Source organism: Singulisphaera rosea (assembly GCF_054877945.1).
In genome coordinates this window covers 270,739-286,017 of record NZ_JBTYIP020000007.1, presented here as the reverse complement: position 1 = coordinate 286,017, position 15,279 = coordinate 270,739, and the positions used below count along the sequence as shown (strand labels likewise).

The 15,279-nt window shown below is 63.9% G+C and carries 12 protein-coding genes; 6 read left to right on the top strand and 6 right to left on the bottom strand.

All coding sequences use genetic code 11. From position 1 onward, the window contains the following. Positions 1 to 31: 31 nt before the first annotated feature. The 5 genes from ACYOEI_RS15520 (at position 32) to ACYOEI_RS15500 (ending at position 5,866) form a co-directional block, all read left to right on the top strand. Entirely contained in the window at positions 32 to 1,402 is a 1,371-nt protein-coding gene (locus tag ACYOEI_RS15520; protein ID WP_462850423.1) for an efflux RND transporter periplasmic adaptor subunit, read from the top strand. A 167-nt stretch (positions 1,403 to 1,569) separates the two neighbouring features. Next, complete coding sequence (locus ACYOEI_RS15515; RefSeq protein WP_462850422.1) at positions 1,570 to 1,893, top strand: DUF6793 family protein; 324 nt, start codon at positions 1,570 to 1,572, stop codon at positions 1,891 to 1,893. Between the two features lie 348 nt (positions 1,894 to 2,241). Continuing rightward, positions 2,242 to 3,528 carry a glucose-1-phosphate adenylyltransferase gene (locus ACYOEI_RS15510; RefSeq protein ID WP_462850421.1) on the top strand — a complete coding sequence of 429 codons (1,287 nt, stop codon included), beginning with the start codon at positions 2,242 to 2,244 and terminating at the stop codon, positions 3,526 to 3,528. Between the two features lie 358 nt (positions 3,529 to 3,886). After that, positions 3,887 to 4,780, top strand: coding sequence for a serine/threonine protein kinase (locus ACYOEI_RS15505; RefSeq protein WP_462850420.1), 894 nt, complete (start codon positions 3,887 to 3,889; stop codon positions 4,778 to 4,780). 75 nt (positions 4,781 to 4,855) lie between these two features. Then, positions 4,856 to 5,866, top strand: a complete 1,011-nt coding sequence (locus ACYOEI_RS15500) for an acetyl-CoA carboxylase carboxyltransferase subunit alpha (RefSeq protein ID WP_462850476.1) — start codon at positions 4,856 to 4,858, stop codon at positions 5,864 to 5,866. Positions 5,867 to 5,973: 107 nt separating this feature from the next. Here ACYOEI_RS15500 and ACYOEI_RS15495 read toward each other — a convergent pair whose 3' ends face one another. The 3 genes from ACYOEI_RS15495 to ACYOEI_RS15485 form a co-directional block, all read right to left on the bottom strand. Next, the gene (locus tag ACYOEI_RS15495) at positions 5,974 to 8,058 is read right to left on the bottom strand and encodes a S46 family peptidase (RefSeq protein WP_462850419.1); all 2,085 of its coding nucleotides are present in this window, start codon (positions 8,056 to 8,058) and stop codon (positions 5,974 to 5,976) included. Positions 8,059 to 8,108: 50 nt separating this feature from the next. Next, positions 8,109 to 10,343 (bottom strand): OPT family oligopeptide transporter, encoded by a 2,235-nt coding sequence (locus tag ACYOEI_RS15490; RefSeq protein ID WP_462850418.1) that lies wholly within the window; start codon positions 10,341 to 10,343, stop codon positions 8,109 to 8,111. A 120-nt stretch (positions 10,344 to 10,463) separates the two neighbouring features. Continuing rightward, a complete protein-coding gene (locus ACYOEI_RS15485; protein WP_462850417.1) occupies positions 10,464 to 11,084 on the bottom strand; it encodes an adenylate kinase family protein in 621 nt (206 codons plus the stop codon). On the opposite strand from ACYOEI_RS15485, the gene ACYOEI_RS15480 reads away from it, so the two are divergent. Further along, positions 11,057 to 11,860 (top strand): histidine phosphatase family protein, encoded by an 804-nt coding sequence (locus ACYOEI_RS15480; protein ID WP_462850416.1) that lies wholly within the window; start codon positions 11,057 to 11,059, stop codon positions 11,858 to 11,860. The genes ACYOEI_RS15485 and ACYOEI_RS15480 overlap by 28 nt on opposite strands. Before the next feature lie 98 nt (positions 11,861 to 11,958). On the opposite strand, the gene ACYOEI_RS15475 is transcribed toward ACYOEI_RS15480, so the two are convergent. The 3 genes from ACYOEI_RS15475 to gmk all read right to left on the bottom strand — a co-directional run bounded on the left by ACYOEI_RS15475 (position 11,959) and on the right by gmk (position 15,276). After that, a complete protein-coding gene (locus tag ACYOEI_RS15475) occupies positions 11,959 to 14,247 on the bottom strand; it encodes an FtsK/SpoIIIE family DNA translocase (RefSeq protein WP_462850415.1) in 2,289 nt (762 codons plus the stop codon). Between the two features lie 167 nt (positions 14,248 to 14,414). Then, a complete protein-coding gene (locus tag ACYOEI_RS15470; RefSeq protein WP_462850414.1) occupies positions 14,415 to 14,684 on the bottom strand; it encodes a DNA-directed RNA polymerase subunit omega in 270 nt (89 codons plus the stop codon). Positions 14,685 to 14,691: 7 nt separating this feature from the next. Beyond that, positions 14,692 to 15,276 carry a guanylate kinase gene (gmk, locus tag ACYOEI_RS15465; protein ID WP_462850413.1) on the bottom strand — a complete coding sequence of 195 codons (585 nt, stop codon included), beginning with the start codon at positions 15,274 to 15,276 and terminating at the stop codon, positions 14,692 to 14,694. Positions 15,277 to 15,279 lie beyond the last annotated feature (3 nt).

Here is a 15,279-nt window from a genome sequence, read left to right as displayed (position 1 = left end):
CGAGGCGAAGTTGGAGGGGGAGACTCCGATCATGCTCTGGAAATTGACGCTGGCAATCGTCGCGATCGCGGGGATGGGGGGGGCGGCCTACTTCGGCGGGATCTCGAAAGCCAAGGTCCTGGACGCCGTCCACTACGTGGAGAAGTCGGTCTCTTCGCTCGAACCGCACTCGCCCAACCACGAAGAAGCCCCGGTCCCGGTCCGTGTCAAGGAACAAACCACCTGGGACGGGCTGGTCCACCTGACCGCGGACGAGCAGGCCGCCATCGGCCTCCAGGTCGCCAAGGTCGAGGCGCAGACGAAGCCGATCGTCCTCGAGGTTCAGGGACGCACCGCCTATGACCCCGACACCTTGACGAAAATCCGCCCTCGATTCGACACCCTGGTCGAGAAGGTCTACGCGACCCTCGGGGAGAAGATCAAGAAGGGAGATCCTCTTGTGGAGCTGCACAGCACCGAGCTGGCCTCGGCCAAGAGCGACTTCCAGAGCAAGTACGTCCAGTGGCGGCACGACAAGAATCTGCTCGACGTCCGACAGGGGCTCGTGACCACGGGGGCCATCCCGAAGCAGGTTTGGGTCGACACGCAGAACGACGAGAAGAAGAGCCGACTCGACTACACGCTCGCGATGGACAAGCTGAAGATCTTGAAGGTCCCTGAAGAGGAAATCGCCCCCCTCCTCGAGCCGCTCGGAGACTCGGCCCCCGACTCGGACCACTACGGCAATGTCAACGACAAGGCCAAGATGACCTTGGTGTCGCCCGCGGACGGCATCGTGATCGAGCGTGAGGTCGTCCCGCAGAACTACTATGAGACCTCGAGCGTCTTGATGGTCATCGCCCCGCTCGACCACCTTTGGGTGAACGTCAACGTTTACGAGCTCGACCAGGACAAGGTGAAGGTCGGTCAGACGATGGAAATCCAGTTCCCGTTCCTCCAGGAAAAGGTGCGCGGGACCGTCCAGTTCGTGGCTAGCGAGGTTTCCAAGGACACTCACGCGGTCAAGGTCCGGGCCTCGATCCCGAATCCCGACGGACGCCTCAAATCCGAGATGATCGTGAGGGCGATGCTCGACATCCCACCTTCTCCGGGCCAGACCACAATCCCTCGACAAGCGATGGTTTCCGCAAGCGGCAACGAGTTCGTGTTCGTGAGGAAGCCCGCTCGCCGGAGGAACGAGGCGAACGAGAAGGACGAGAAAGGCGCCAAGGACGAAAAGAGCGATAAGTCGGTCGATCGGTTCGAGAAGCGTCGGATCGTGGTTGCGCAGGAGCGGCACGACCATGTCGTCGTCGCCCGAGGGTTGGCCCCCGGCGAAGAGGTCGTCGCGAAGGGGAGTCTGATCGTGGCACAGCTCTTCGAGGATGCCCAGACCGTGGCCAGCGGGATGGCCGCGGAGTGACACTTCGCCGACCCCGCGCACCCCTGGCGTAAAACCCGGTCGACCACCGACCAGGGATTTGACCAAGGTGTGCGGCGGGTGTACGATCGCGAAGGACTGCCCGCATTCCATGTCGCGGGATACGCATCGGCCCCTGGCTCTCACACATCACAGGAAGGGGTTCGGCTATGCCACTGTACGAGGTGGAAACGACGTCTCATATCATGATCGCGTGCGTCGACGATGAGCAGGCGGCGCGGGGCTTCGCCCAATCCAACTACCCAAGCGAGGAGGTCCTGAGGATCAGCCATCGCCCGCGTGACGCCTGGGTCATCTCGAAGAACCTGCTCGGCCTGACGAACAGCGGTGACCCTTGCGTGACGGCACGCGACTGCCTGGCGAAGGCCCAGGGCGACAAGCTGCACGCCGTCCGGCTCTACATGCAGCAGACCGGCTCCGACCTCGACGGCGCCCGCCGGGTCATCGAGTCCAACATGGCCCTTGGTTGGTGACAGGCCGAGGATCCTTCACCGCGTTCGCACCCACCGGGCCGGGCTTCTGACCGGCCCCTGTCCGCCTGGTCGTAACCCTCGGGGCCGACGCTCGAGACCTCGTCACGCTCGATTGCCGCCCTCCAGGGTGGTCGGGAACGTTCGTTTCCGGCCCGACCCGGCGGGAGGACCTCTCCTCGGCCCGAATTCCTCTGCGCCCCTTCGGGAGCGTGCCCTCCCATCCCGTCGCTCCGTTCGATACTTTCAATGGTATCGCGATTGCGACCGATGAGACTCTGTGCTCGAGTCGGGCGTCGACGCAACCGCCGGATTCGGTGGCCCATTTCCAAAGCGGTCGGGGGAATCTCAATGGTCCGGGTGATCTGTTTAATCCTGGGGGGTGGTCGCGGGACTCGTCTCTACCCTCTCACCAAGTCCAGGAGCAAGCCCGCCGTTCCGATCGCGGGGAAATACCGTCTGATCGACATCCCGATTTCCAACTGCATTCATTCCGGACTCAGCCAGATCTACGTCCTCACGCAGTTCAACTCCGTTAGCCTCCATCGTCATATTACGAACACGTACAAGTTCGACCCGTTTGGCGGGGGATTCGTTGAGATCCTCGCCGCGCAGCAGACGATGCTGCACGAGAGTTGGTATCAGGGGACGGCCGACGCCGTGCGGCGCAACATCCCTTACTTCACGGAAACCCGTTACGACCTCGTCCTGATCCTCTCCGGCGACCAACTCTACCGGATGAACTTCCAGGACATGATCCGGACGCATCTCGAGACCAAGGCCGAAGCGACAATCGCTGCCCTTCCGGTCGCCGAGGAGGAGGCGAAGGCCTGCGGGATCATGAGGATCGACACCACGGGCCGGGTCATCGACTTCGAGGAAAAGCCGAAGACCCCAGAGAAGCTCGCCCGAGTCTGGACGTCGCCCGACTGGATGGAGCGGCTCGGGATCCAGGCGGCGAACCGACCCTATCTCGCCAGCATGGGAATTTACCTGTTCAACCGTGCAACACTTGTCCAGATGCTCTCGGGCGGGAGTGCGGCGGATTTCGGCAAAGAGGTCTTCCCTCAGGTCATCGAAGGGCATCGCGTCCAGGCCCACCTCTTCGACGGCTACTGGGAGGATATCGGGACCATCGGCGCCTTCCATAAGGCCAACATCGACTTGACCCGAGACGAGCCCCCGTTCGACTTCACCTACGGCGACCATCCGATCTTCACCCGGCCCCGTTATCTCCCGTGCTCGAGACTTTCGGGCGTGACCGTCACCAACAGCTTGATCTCGGACGGTTGCGTGATCGGCCGGGGCTCGGTGATCGAGAACTCGGTGATCGGGGTCCGGGCTCAGATCGGCGAGAACGTCACGCTCCGCAACGCCTACATCATGGGCGCCGACAACTACGAACAGCGGAAGCACCTGGAGGAGAACGTCCGACTGAACCGGCCTTCCATCGGGATCGGGGCGGACTCGGTGATCGAGGACGCGATCATCGATAAGAATGCGAGGATCGGTCGAGGGGTGCGGATTTGTAGCGAGTCGCGACGAGGCCCCGACGAGGATGGGCCCAACTATGTCATCCGCGACCAGGTCGTTGTGATCCCGAAATACACGGTCCTGCCGGATCGTTCCGTGATCTGAGTGCCGCCCGGCCGGCTCGAACGCCGCCGAAATCGTGTCGGTCTCGATTGAGAGCCTCTCTTTCGGGGTCGCCGGGTATTTCTCAGTGTCCTTAAAATGGTCCCGAGTTGGCATCAGGCTTGCAAACGTAGGGATTCTCACGCGTCTTCGACGTCACGACGCGATGGTTCGACACGTAGTCAGTTAAGGCAGGTTGCGCCCCGCGCGAGTCTCCGAACGAATGCCGACTTGTCCGACTGCCGACCCAATTTGCCGAGGCGGTCGGCGGTTGGTAAGATGAATGGGTTGGGCGACTCCTTTACGCGGGGCGGCGGGACATCTCCTGCCGACGAAACGGACCCGAGCGGAAGGATGACCAGTGTCGGCAGAAACGAACATCGTTGGTGACGAAAGGATTGGAGGCTTCCGATACGTTCGGACCCTCCATCCCGGCGCCACGTCGGTCGTGATGGAAGTCATCCAGGACTCGACGGGGAAGCGGTTCGCGTTGAAACAACTCCAGTCGAGCCGCTCGGTGGAGGCTTCCGAACGCCGCTTGTTCGAGTTCGAGGCGAAGCTGGGGATGCAACTTCGGCACCCGAACTTGATCCGGGTCCACGAATACTTCCGGCACTCGACCCAGCCGTACTTCGTGATGGACCTGTTCCCGGCCTATCACCTGAAGCTGCCGATCGCCCGGCCGTCGGTCTATCCGATGCCCTATACGCAGTTGCATCGGATCATCACGCAGGCGGCTTCGGCCCTCATGTATATGAACGAGAAAGGCTGGATCCATCGCGACGTCAAGCCCGAGAATATCCTCGTCAACAAGTCGGGCGAGGTCCGGGTCATCGACTACGCGCTCGCGATGAAGCCGTTTTCGGGCCTCAAGAAGCTCCTCGGCGTTAAGTCGCCCCGGCAGGGGACGCCGAGCTACATGTCGCCGGAACAGATCCTCCGGCAACCCCCCGAGCCTTGCTCCGATATTTACAGTTTCGGGATCACCTGCTATGAATTGGCGTGCGGACGGCCGCCGTTCCGCGCCAACTCGACGACCGAGTTGCTTCGCAAGCACCTGAATGAACGGCCGATTCCGCTCGTGGCGCACAACAAGTCGGTCACGCCGGAATACAACGACCTTATCCTGAGCATGCTCCACAAGCGTCCGGCGGATCGTCTGCCGAGTTTTCAGGAGTTCCTGAGCCGATTGGGGCGAACTCGCATCTTCAAGGATGACCCTAGCCCGGTGGCCCATCACGGGGCTGCGTTCTGACATAAGCCGGCTGGCGCCCGCGCCCCGGCCGAATTCGAGCGGATGACAGCAAGGACCCTCCCGCCCATGGCCAGCCTGAGTGAGCCCCCTCTCCCTTTCGAAGAGCCGATTTTCGAGATGGAATCGCGCCTCGGCGAGATGGAGGCGAATTACGCCAAGAACCGCGCCGGTGTCGATTCCACGGCGATCGCCGAGCAGATCCGGAGGCTCCGCCGGGAGCTGGCCAACCTCAAGCGGACGATCTACGCCAACCTCAGCCCCTGGAACACGGTCCAGGTCTCGCGCCGAAAGAGCCGGCCGCAGACCCGCGACTACATCGACCTCATCTTCGACCAGTTCGTCGAGCTCCACGGCGACCGGGCCATGGGCGATGACCATGCGATCGTCACCGGCCTGGCCCACCTCGGCGACGACAAGGTCATGTTCGTCGGCCACCAGAAGGGGAAAGACCTCGCCGAGCGGACCGCCTGCAACTTCGGATGTGCCCATCCGGAGGGCTACCGGAAAGCGCTCATCAAGATGAAGATGGCGGCCAAGTTCGGGCTCCCCATCATCACCTTCATCGATACGCCGGGGGCTTATCCCGGGATCGCCGCCGAGGAGCGTGGACAGGCCGCGATCATCGCCGAAAATCTGATGGCGATGAGCCAGCTCGAGACCCCGATCGTCTGCGTCGTCATCGGAGAAGGGGGATCCGGCGGCGCCCTGGGAATCGGCGTCGGCGACCGCCTTGCCATGCTCGAGCACGCTTATTACTCGGTCATCAGCCCGGAAGGGTGTGCCACGATCCTCTGGAAGTCGAACGACCACGCGGCCCGAGCCGCCGAAGCACTCAAGATGACGAGTCGCGACTTGCTCCGGATGCAGATCATCGATGATGTCATCCCCGAGCCGCTGGCTGGGGCTAACCGCGACCATCGCGAGGCCGCCTCCAACCTCAAGTCGTGGCTGCTCCGCTCGCTCCGAGAGCTGTCTGATCTGCCGAAGGACGAGCTCCTCCAGAGGCGATACGACAAGTTCCGCAAGATCGGCGTCTTCATTGAAGGGGGAGAACCCCTCAACGGGCAGGCCGACGCTCCGCATTGAGTCGTGTCCCTACCGACGCGCTCCTTCGAAGTCGTGACGCCCGCCGAGGATCGTAGGTCCTCGGCGGGCGTTGTCGTCATTTTTCCAAGGGACGGTTTCGAGCCGAATCAGTGGCCGGTGAGTTCCTTCACCAACCCATCGGCGTGGTAGACCGAGCGGAGGGCCTCGACGATCCCCCTCGAGTCGACCGACACGGCGCGGGCGACTCGGTCATCGTAGGCGAAATCGAGGACGAGTGACTCGATGTTGCCGTCGAAGATCAGGCCGACCACTTCATTGTTTCGGTTGACGACAGGACTGCCGGAATTTCCCCCGATGATGTCGGCCGTCGAGACGAAGTTCAGCGGCGTCTTCAGTCGGAGCCGGCCGTCCTTGCGGGCCTCGTGCCAGCTCGTCGGGAGCTCGTAGGGGGGCGTGTTCCCATGAGTCTCGGCGTGCCGGAACGCCCCTTCGATGTGGGTGTAGGGGGGGATCAGCTTGCCCTCGTTCTCGTACCCCTTGACGGTCCCGAATGCCAGACGAAGCGTGAAGGTCGCGTCGGGGTAGACCGACGCCCCTTGCGCCTCGAATGTTGCCTTGGCGATCAGGGCGTACTGGGCGGAGAGGATCCCTTCGACGTCATCCTCGAATCGCTTGCGAACCGCCCGAGCGTCCGCATCGACGACGAGCGCGAGCTTGATCATCGGGTCGTCGAGCTTGGCGAGCTCGTCGACCCCGAGTTCTGCGAGCTTGCGGCGAGTCGAAACGTCGGCAAGCTTACAACCCTTGACCAACGCCTCAGCCGCCGTCTCCGGCGTCCGGCCGCGGAGAACCCGCTCGACGAGGGGGTCGGCGGGATCCGTCTCGGCCTTCCAGAAGGCCAGCGCGTGGGCGAGCTTCGCCGACTCGAAGTCCTCGTAGATGGGCGCCTCGGAGAACAAGGCCAGCTTGAAGGAATCGAGCGCCGAGTCTCTGAATTCTCGGAGCCGCTCGGGGTTGGGCTTCGTCTTCTCTTCGGCGAGTCGGACGAGGCTCCGAGCGACCTGGAAAAGCTCGGAGTCGATCGCAAACCCTCGTTCGAGGAAGTTGTAACGCTTGGAAATCGCCGCGGAGACCTTCTGTGCCTCGGCGATCTTGTCCCAGGCCGCCCCGTACGCGGCCTTCGACTTCGGATCGGCCTGGACTCGGTCGCGAAGCGTTTTCTCCGCCTCGGCCTTGCGGCCCATCAGGTCCTTGTCCTTAAGCCCCTTGAGGCCCCCTTCGCGGGCCTTCCTCGAGTTCTGGTAACCGAAGAGCTCGTCCTTCGCCCTCCTGGCCTGCTCCGGCCCCTTCTTGCTGTATTCGAGAAGGAAGGCTTCACGATCGTGAAGAACCTTGAGGACGAACGGGAACGATGTGTCGCGGAGGTATTCGAGGTGGGCGACCGTATTCAGCCGGCTGGTCCGGCCGGGATGCCCGGCGACGAAGACCAATTCGCCGTCCTTGCTCCCGTCGGCACTCCATTTCAGGTAGTGCTTGGGGCGAGCCGGCTTGTCGTTCTCGTAGGCGCGGAAGAAGCAGACGTCGAGGTCGTAGCGGGGGAATTCGAAGTTGTCGGGATCTCCGCCGAAGAAGGCGATGTCGAACTCGGGGGCGAAGACGAGTCGGACGTCGGTGTATTTCTTGTACGTGTAGAGCGCGTACTGGCCGCCCTGATAGAGGGTGACGACGTCGCTGCGGAGCCCGGTCTTCTCGAACGACTCCTTCTCGATCGTGGACATCGCCTTGCGCTTGGCGATCCCCGCCGCCGCGTCATCGCTGCCCGGCTCGACGGCCCCGAGCACGCGTGCCGAGACGTCCTCGATGCCGACCAGGACGTTCAACTCGAGGTCGGGCGCCTTGATCTCGTCGGCGTAAGACTTCGCGAGGAACCCGTCGTGGTGATAGTCCTTCTGGGATGTGCTGATCTTTTGAAGCATGTCGGCGCCGACGTGGTGGTTGGTCATCACCAGACCGTCCGACGACACGAACGAGCCCGAACCACCGCTATTGAATCGCACCGCCGAGGCCCGCAGTTGCTCGACCCAGGCGTCGGTCGGCTCGAACTGATAGGTCTGCTTGAGATGCGCCTTGGGTAGGTTATTGAAAACCCACATTCCCTCGTCGGCGAGCACAGTCCCTCCCAGCCCGATGAGGGCGAGCACGGCGAACGCGGCGTTCCGTCGGTGTGACATCGTGGAGCAGTCTCCGTATCAGGGCTCGCGTTGATTGATCCGTCGAGTGCTTACAGGTTCTCTTCCTTGGCTTCGACTTGCGTCGCGGCGGCCGGGTCATCGCTCTTGAGAATGACGCCGAGTCCGACCAGGGCGAGGGCCAACGCCATGGATCCGAAGGCCGTCAGGGATGGCCAAACGCTCTCGTTCCAGGACGAGGGAAACCTGGCAGAGAGGTCGAGCAACGTGGGGGCGCCGGGGATGATCTGCACGATCGCGATCAGGATCCCTGCGATGGTCCCGCCCGCAATGTAACCGCTGGAGAGGAGGACGGCCGGGCTCGAGTCGGAATCGGCGTTGGAACCTTTCCTGAGCTTGTCCACAGCGGCGTGCAGCAAACCTCCCAGGAACACCGGCATCGAGGTCGCGAGCGGGAGGTACACCCCAACCGCGAAGGCCAAGGCTGGCACGCCCGCGAGATGCATCAGGATGGCGATGAAGACCCCGATCAGGACCAGATCCCAGGGCAACTTCCGGGTCATGATCCCGTCGATGATCAGTGCCATCAGGGTTGCTTTCGGCGCGTCGTACTTCACGACCGATGAACCGTCGTCTCGCTTATTCACGCGGCCGTTGATGGCGGGATCGACGAGGAACTGCGCCTGGCCGGAATCGTCGACCAGGTACTTGCCGGGCTGGGCGCCCTGGATCGGATTCACGACCCGCCAGACGTGATAGGGCCTGCCTTCATGCGTGGTCGTTTCGGTGAGCGTCGAGACGTCGGCACGGACGGTCGGGAGGTACTCGGCTTTGCTTGTGATGACCGTGCTCGCGTTGTTCAGCACCAGGAGCGTGGCCCCGATGACGATGGCTGAGGTCAAGGCTCCGATCAGGATCGCGAGCTGTTGAAACTTCGGCGTGGCCCCGATGAGGAAGCCCGTCTTGAGATCCTGGGACGTCGTCCCGCCGTTGGACGCGGCGATGCAGACGATCCCGGCGATCGACAACGCGGCGAGCCGGTGTTCCGGCCCAACCCAGCCCATCAAGACGAAGAAGAAACAGGTCAGCAGGAGGGTCGCGACCGTCATCCCCGAGATCGGGTTCGAGGACGACCCGATCTCGCCCGTGAGTCGCGAGCTGACGGTCACGAAGAGGAAGCCAAAGAGGACGATCATGACCGCGCCCGCGATCTGGACCGGCAAGTTGCTCGGCATGAGCTTGGACATCGTGATCGCCGCGACGAGCGCCAGGGAACCGACGCCGACGAACCAGAGCGGGAGGTCGGATTCGGTGCGTCGCGAGGAGTTGCCTCCCCCCGTCGAAGACAGGTCGCGGATGCCGGAGCGGATCGACGATAGGATCAGTGGCAGGGCCTGCAAGAGGCTGATAATGCCCCCCGTCGCGACGGCCCCGGCCCCGATGTAGAGGACGTAGGCGTTCCGGATCTCCGAAGGCGACATCTTCGAGATCAACTTGGTCCCCGGGAACACCGGACTGGTCGCGGCGCCCCCGAAGAAGGCGGTCTCGGGTGTTAGTACGAAGGCCGCCATCAGCCCCCCCGCGACCATCACGCTCGAGATGCGGAAGCCGATGATGTAGCCGACCCCCAGGAGCGCCGGGGATGCGTCGAGCGAGAGGAACGCCCCTTTGAACCCGTGGAGGGCCTTCGTCGGGTATTGCTGCCAGAGCTTCATGGCTTCCATCAGAGACTGATAGAAGAACGCCAGGCCGAATCCGGCGAAGACGGTCTTTGCACTGGAGCCACCCTGCTCGCCGACGATCAGGACCTGGGCGCAGGCGGTCCCTTCTGGATACGGCAGCTCGCCGTGTTGTTTGACGACGAAGGCTCGACGGAGCGGGATCATCATCAGGATGCCGAGGAGGCCGCCGAGGCAGGCGACCAGCATCACGCGAGTTAACTCCATGTCGTAGCCGAGGATCATCAGGGCGGGCATCGTGACGCCGACGCCGAAGGCGATCGATTCTCCGGCCGACCCGGTCGTCTGGACGATGTTGTTCTCGAGGATCGTCGCGTGCCGAGTGCCGAGCATCTTCGACAGCGCGCGGAAGACCGTGATCGAGAGTACGGCCACCGGGATCGAGGCCGACACGGTCAGCCCGACCCGGAGCACGAGGTAGAGCGACGAGGCCCCGAAGATGATCCCGAGGATCACTCCGAGGAGCACCGCCGACCATGTCATCTCGGGAATGTTGCTACCGTCGGGCACGTACGGGGTGAATTCCGACGTCTTCGACGCAGGGCCTCCGCCCGAGCCTTCGGCCAAGGTGGGATGCTGGACCGCCATCTCGATCGTCTCCCTGAGGATGCTGTCGGCGTCAGTTCATGGGTGGAGGAGAGATGAGGATCCACCGCGGCGGGGTGTGTACCTCGGGGCAGACCCGCCCCCGGCGGCCGGCTCGAGGCATCAGCGACGGACGCCCTGCCAGGTCTTTTGGATCTCCGCCATCCGGTTGATGATGTCGCGGAGGACCTCGATGGGCGACTGCCCCGCGTCGACGTCGAACACGACGTCCGGGGGGTAGAAGCTCAAGGTCTTGAACGTCTCATCATGGTACGTGTTCAGCCGGCGGCGGATCACTTCCTCGTTCATATCGTCGAGGCGGTTCTCACGCAATGCGCGGGATTTGAGGCGTTCGCTCGCCTTGACCGCGTCGTTGATCTTCAGGTGGAAGATCTGGATCACGTCGAGGATGCTGTCGAGCCGCTCGGCCTGGGCGTAGTTGCGGGGCAGGCCGTCGAGGATGAGCGTGTGCTGGTTCGGGAGCAGGAACTCCTGCATCTCGAGGATCTTGATATGTCGTTCCCAGATCCGCACGGTGAGGTCGTCCGGGACGAGGTTCCCGGTCGACGTGTAACGCTCGATCTCCTTGCCAAACTGGCCGTACTTGGGGATCTTGCGGAAGACGTCGCCCATGGAGACGTGGACAAGGTCGGGCAACTGGCCGAGCACAGCTCCCTGCGTCCCCTTGCCGCTCCCCGGCATCCCGAAGAGGAGGATTGTCCGATATTTCAACGCGTCGGCCATCAGAACTCCTCAATCAACACCGCCAGGGGGGGAGCCTGGCCGATGGGGCGCCCAGGCGAATTCAGACCACCATCATGGGCGTAGTCGAGCCCATCGGCAATCCGAATTGCCCGGAAACGCGCGAGAACGTGCGCCCCGGTGCGAATGACACTATCAACCTTGAGGGCAAGACATTGCGAGAAACCCGCGTCCTCCTCCTCCGACACGCCGAGACCGCGGCCCCCGACTGCTTCCATGGCGCCGAGTCCGACATCGGCCTGGGCGAGGCCGGATTGGGCCAGGCCTCGGCCGTTGCGCAACGCCTGGCCCCGATCCAACCCGCTGCGGTCTATTCGTCGGGAATGCGACGCGCCAGGCAGACCGCCGAGCCGATCGGGCTCGCCTGCGGGGTCTCGCCCGAGGTGATCGAGACGCTCCACGAGCGGCGGATGGGCCCGCTCAGTGGTGTCCGAAAGGACGAAGGCTGGGACATCTACGTCGAGGCGATGACGCATTGGAAGGCAGGGGATCTCCGATTCACCCACGAGGGGGGCGAATCGTTCGAGGAGATGTCGACTCGCGTGGTCCCGTCGTTTCTCGAGCTGGCGAAACGGCACGAGGGAGAGACGATCGTGGTCGTGGCACACGGCGTGGTCATTCGCGTCCTGCTCACCTCGATCCTCGACGATCTCGGGCCGCACGACTTCGACCGAATCGGGATCGAGTTCGTCGCGGTGAATGACTTGCGGTGGGACGGGACGCATTGGCGATCGGCCGGGGTCCTGCCGGTTTCATGAATCGACGACCGGCCTCGCGAGGGATCCGTGGACCCGCGGCCCCTTGATCTTTGGTCAGGGGCCGCGGGCCTCGTCGAGTGACTTCGTTTGGAGCTCGATCAGGCGACGCTCGCCTTATTGTTGCTGCCGTTCTTCATGGCTTCCCACTCGTCCCACGAGTAGAGGACCTCTCGGGCGGAGCCGCTCTTGAATTCGCCGACGATGCCGTCCTCGGCCATGAAGTCGATGAGACGAGCGGCGCGGCCGTAACCGATCCCGAGGGCGCGCTGGAGGAGGGAGCACGAGCCTCGCCCTTCGCGGACGATGACCTCGATCGCCGGCTCGTAGAGCTCGTCGCGCTCCTTGAGCGCCGCACCGCGATCCTTGCCCGCCGGGCCGCTGCCGACCTGGAGCTGGACGAGCTCCTTGCTGAACTCGGCCGGGTACTGCTCGAGGTAGTGGCAGACGCGGTTGACCTCCATGTCCGAGACATACGTCCCCTGGGCCCGGACGATGTGCGACGTCCCCGGGAAGAGGAAGAGCATGTCGCCGTGGCCGAGGAGCTTGTCGGCACCCATCTCGTCCAGGACGACGCGCGAGTCGCCTCGGCTCGCGACCTGGAACGCGATCCGCGCCGGGAGGTTTCCCTTGATCAGACCCGTGATGACGTCGACGGTCGGCTTCTGGGTCGCGACGATCAGGTGCATCCCGACCGCCCGGGCCTTCTGGGCCAGCCGGACGATGTGCGACTCGACCTCCTTCGCGGCGGTCATCATCAGGTCCGCCATCTCGTCGGCGATGATCACGATGTAGGGCATGTACGTCGGGATCCTCGCCTGTTCCTCCTCGTCCTCGGGTCTCAGTCGCGTGTAGATCTCTTCGGGTGTCAACTGGTTGTACGTCTGGATGTTGCGGACCCCCGCCCGGGCGAGATACCCGTAGCGCTCGTCCATCTTGTCGCACGCCCAGGCGAGCAGCGACTCCGCCTTCTTCATGTCGGTGACGACCGGGTGCATCAGGTGGGGGATGCGCTTGAACTGAGAGAGCTCGACCATCTTGGGGTCGATCAAGATCAGCTTGACCTCGTCGGGCCGCTTGGTCATCAAGATCGAGAGGATCATCGCGTTCAAGCAGACCGACTTACCGGTACCCGTCCGACCGGCGATCAGCAGGTGGGGCATGTCGGCCAGGTCGAAGGTGAGGGGAACGCCCTTGACGTCCTTGCCGAGGAAGAGCGGGATCTTGAGCTTATCCGTACGTCCGTCGTTCGCCCTGGCGACCTCACCCAACTTCACCATGGTCCGACGCTCGTTCGGGACCTCGATCCCGACGGTCGTCTTTCCCGGGATCGGAGCGACGATGCGGACGCTCGGCACGGCCAGGGCACGGGCCAGGTCGTCGGCGAGTCCGACGATCCGCGAGACCCTCAAGCCCGCTTCGAGCTCGATCTCGAACTGGGTGATCACCGGCCCCGTGTCCATCTGGACGACCCGAACCTGGTGACCGAACTCGAGCAAGGTCTGCTCGAGGAGCAAGGCCCGGGAGAGGAGCTTGGCCTCGTGCTCCTGGACCGCGATCTCCGGAGCCGGTTCGAGGAGTTCCAGTGGCGGGAGTTGAAATCCTCCGCCGGCGGGGATCGGCGGGAGTGTGAACGAGGAGGCCGCCGGCTTCGCGGCCGCTTGTGCCGGAGTCAACCCCCGCGGAGCGGCCTCCCCTGTGGACACGCCGAGGGCTGTGCGAACGAGAGCCGGTCGAGGATTGATCGGCGGGGGAAGTCCCGGGGTCGATTCGACGCCGAAGTGCGAGGTCATCAACTGAGTCGATGGGGAGACCTCTCCAAGCCCGGCGGCTGCGCGACGTCCGCCGTTGGGGAGCAAGACGTGCATCAACTCCTGGACGGGCCAGAGCACGAGGGCATCGTAGCAGAGCGAGGCCCCCACGACCCCGGTTGAGAGCAGGATGAGGAGCATGCCCCAGGGTCCGAAGTGGCCCTCGAGGAATGCGATCGTGATCGCGCCGAGATAGCCGCCGGCACCCACCGGGTGCGACGGCTCCAATCCGGGGAGCCCTTTCTGGATCAGGGCGGACGCCACGACGATCAGCAGGAGGAGGCCGATCAGTCGCGTCGACACCTCGGGCACGCGACGACGGCGGAAGGACAGGATGTCGATCGCGACGGCGGCCAGCAAGACGAGGTAGGACGCCCAGCCGGCGGTCGCGAACAGGAGGTGCGCCAACCCCGCACCCACCGGCCCGCACGGGTTGCTGGGCGGGCTGATGGCCGGCTCGGAGGCGAGGCCCGGCGCATCGGCCGGGTTGTAGTGGGCCAGGCTGAGTGCGAGGAAGAGCGACGCGAGCAGGAGAAACGACGCCGGGCCGTTCCGCGCCAGTCGCTGTCGGTCAAGCATAGTAATCCCTCGGCGCGAACTGAAGTCTCAGGCTCGGGCGATTCTGGCCACCCAAGGCCCGGCCGGCGCCCGAAGAGCGCCGGGATCGACAACTTCAGATCGGCCGGGCCGCACCGGCGGCTTTCGCAATCCTGGCCCGTGATCGTGCGGCCCCGGGACGGACCCGACTATTCTGAGGGCTGGGTAAGATCCACGGTCCCGCCCTCTTCCTCCTCCTCGGTCGGCTCGCTGGTCTGGAGGTTGCCCGTCAGATCAAGAAATATTTTGTCTTGCATGATCTCCTGGATGACGATCGTCATCTTGTCGGTGCCTCGGAGGTCGACGAGGGGGCGTGCACCTTGGTTCAGGGCGATCATCCGCTTCTGGATCAGGGTCGAGAGCTTGAAGCGACCGCCGACCTTGTTGACGATCAATTCTTCTTTGAGTTCTTCGAGCATCGAGGGATCATCCTCCGCAGCCATGTCGGTTCAGAAGGGCGACCAGGTCGTCGACGGCCCGGTCGAGGTCGAGGTTCAGGATTTGGTGGTCGTAGAGGCCGGCCTGCTCGAATTCCCAACGTGCGTTGGTCAGCCGCCGGGCGATCGTCGCTTCGTCGTCGGTGGCGCGGGAGCGGAGCCGCGACTCGAGGATCTCGAAACTGGGGACGTTCACGAAGACGAGCACGGCCGACGGGACCCGCTCGCGGACGAGCAAGGCCCCTTGCACGTCGATCTCGAGGAGCACGCACTCGCCGCGTTCCAGCGATTCTCGAACGGGGCCCGCCGGTGTCCCATAGAAGTTGCCATGAACCTCGGCGTCCTCGAGAAACCGGCCGTGGGCACGCTGCTGTTCGAAGGCTTCGCGAGTGAGGAAGAAGTATTCCCGCCCCTCGACCTCGCCCGTTCGCGCCTTACGGGTCGTCGCCGAGATCGAGAGTCGTGCCCGGACCCCAGGATGCTCGAGCGCCCGGCGGACGAGCGTACTCTTGCCCGATCCCGAGGCTCCCGAGACCACCATGAGCCTACCGGCCAAGTCCGCCCAATCGTTCATGGA

Coding starts and splice junctions, on each gene's coding strand:
- ACYOEI_RS15490 (WP_462850418.1), bottom strand. CDS start 10,343: ATGGCGGTCCAGCATCCCACCTTGGCCGAAGGCTCGGGCGGAGGCCCT.
- ACYOEI_RS15470 (WP_462850414.1), bottom strand. CDS start 14,684: ATGCTCGAAGAACTCAAAGAAGAATTGATCGTCAACAAGGTCGGCGGT.
- ACYOEI_RS15510 (WP_462850421.1), top strand. CDS start 2,242: ATGGTCCGGGTGATCTGTTTAATCCTGGGGGGTGGTCGCGGGACTCGT.
- gmk (WP_462850413.1), bottom strand. CDS start 15,276: ATGAACGATTGGGCGGACTTGGCCGGTAGGCTCATGGTGGTCTCGGGA.
- ACYOEI_RS15515 (WP_462850422.1), top strand. CDS start 1,570: ATGCCACTGTACGAGGTGGAAACGACGTCTCATATCATGATCGCGTGC.
- ACYOEI_RS15495 (WP_462850419.1), bottom strand. CDS start 8,058: ATGTCACACCGACGGAACGCCGCGTTCGCCGTGCTCGCCCTCATCGGG.
- ACYOEI_RS15485 (WP_462850417.1), bottom strand. CDS start 11,084: ATGGCCGACGCGTTGAAATATCGGACAATCCTCCTCTTCGGGATGCCG.
- ACYOEI_RS15475 (WP_462850415.1), bottom strand. CDS start 14,247: ATGCTTGACCGACAGCGACTGGCGCGGAACGGCCCGGCGTCGTTTCTC.
- ACYOEI_RS15520 (WP_462850423.1), top strand. CDS start 32: ATGCTCTGGAAATTGACGCTGGCAATCGTCGCGATCGCGGGGATGGGG.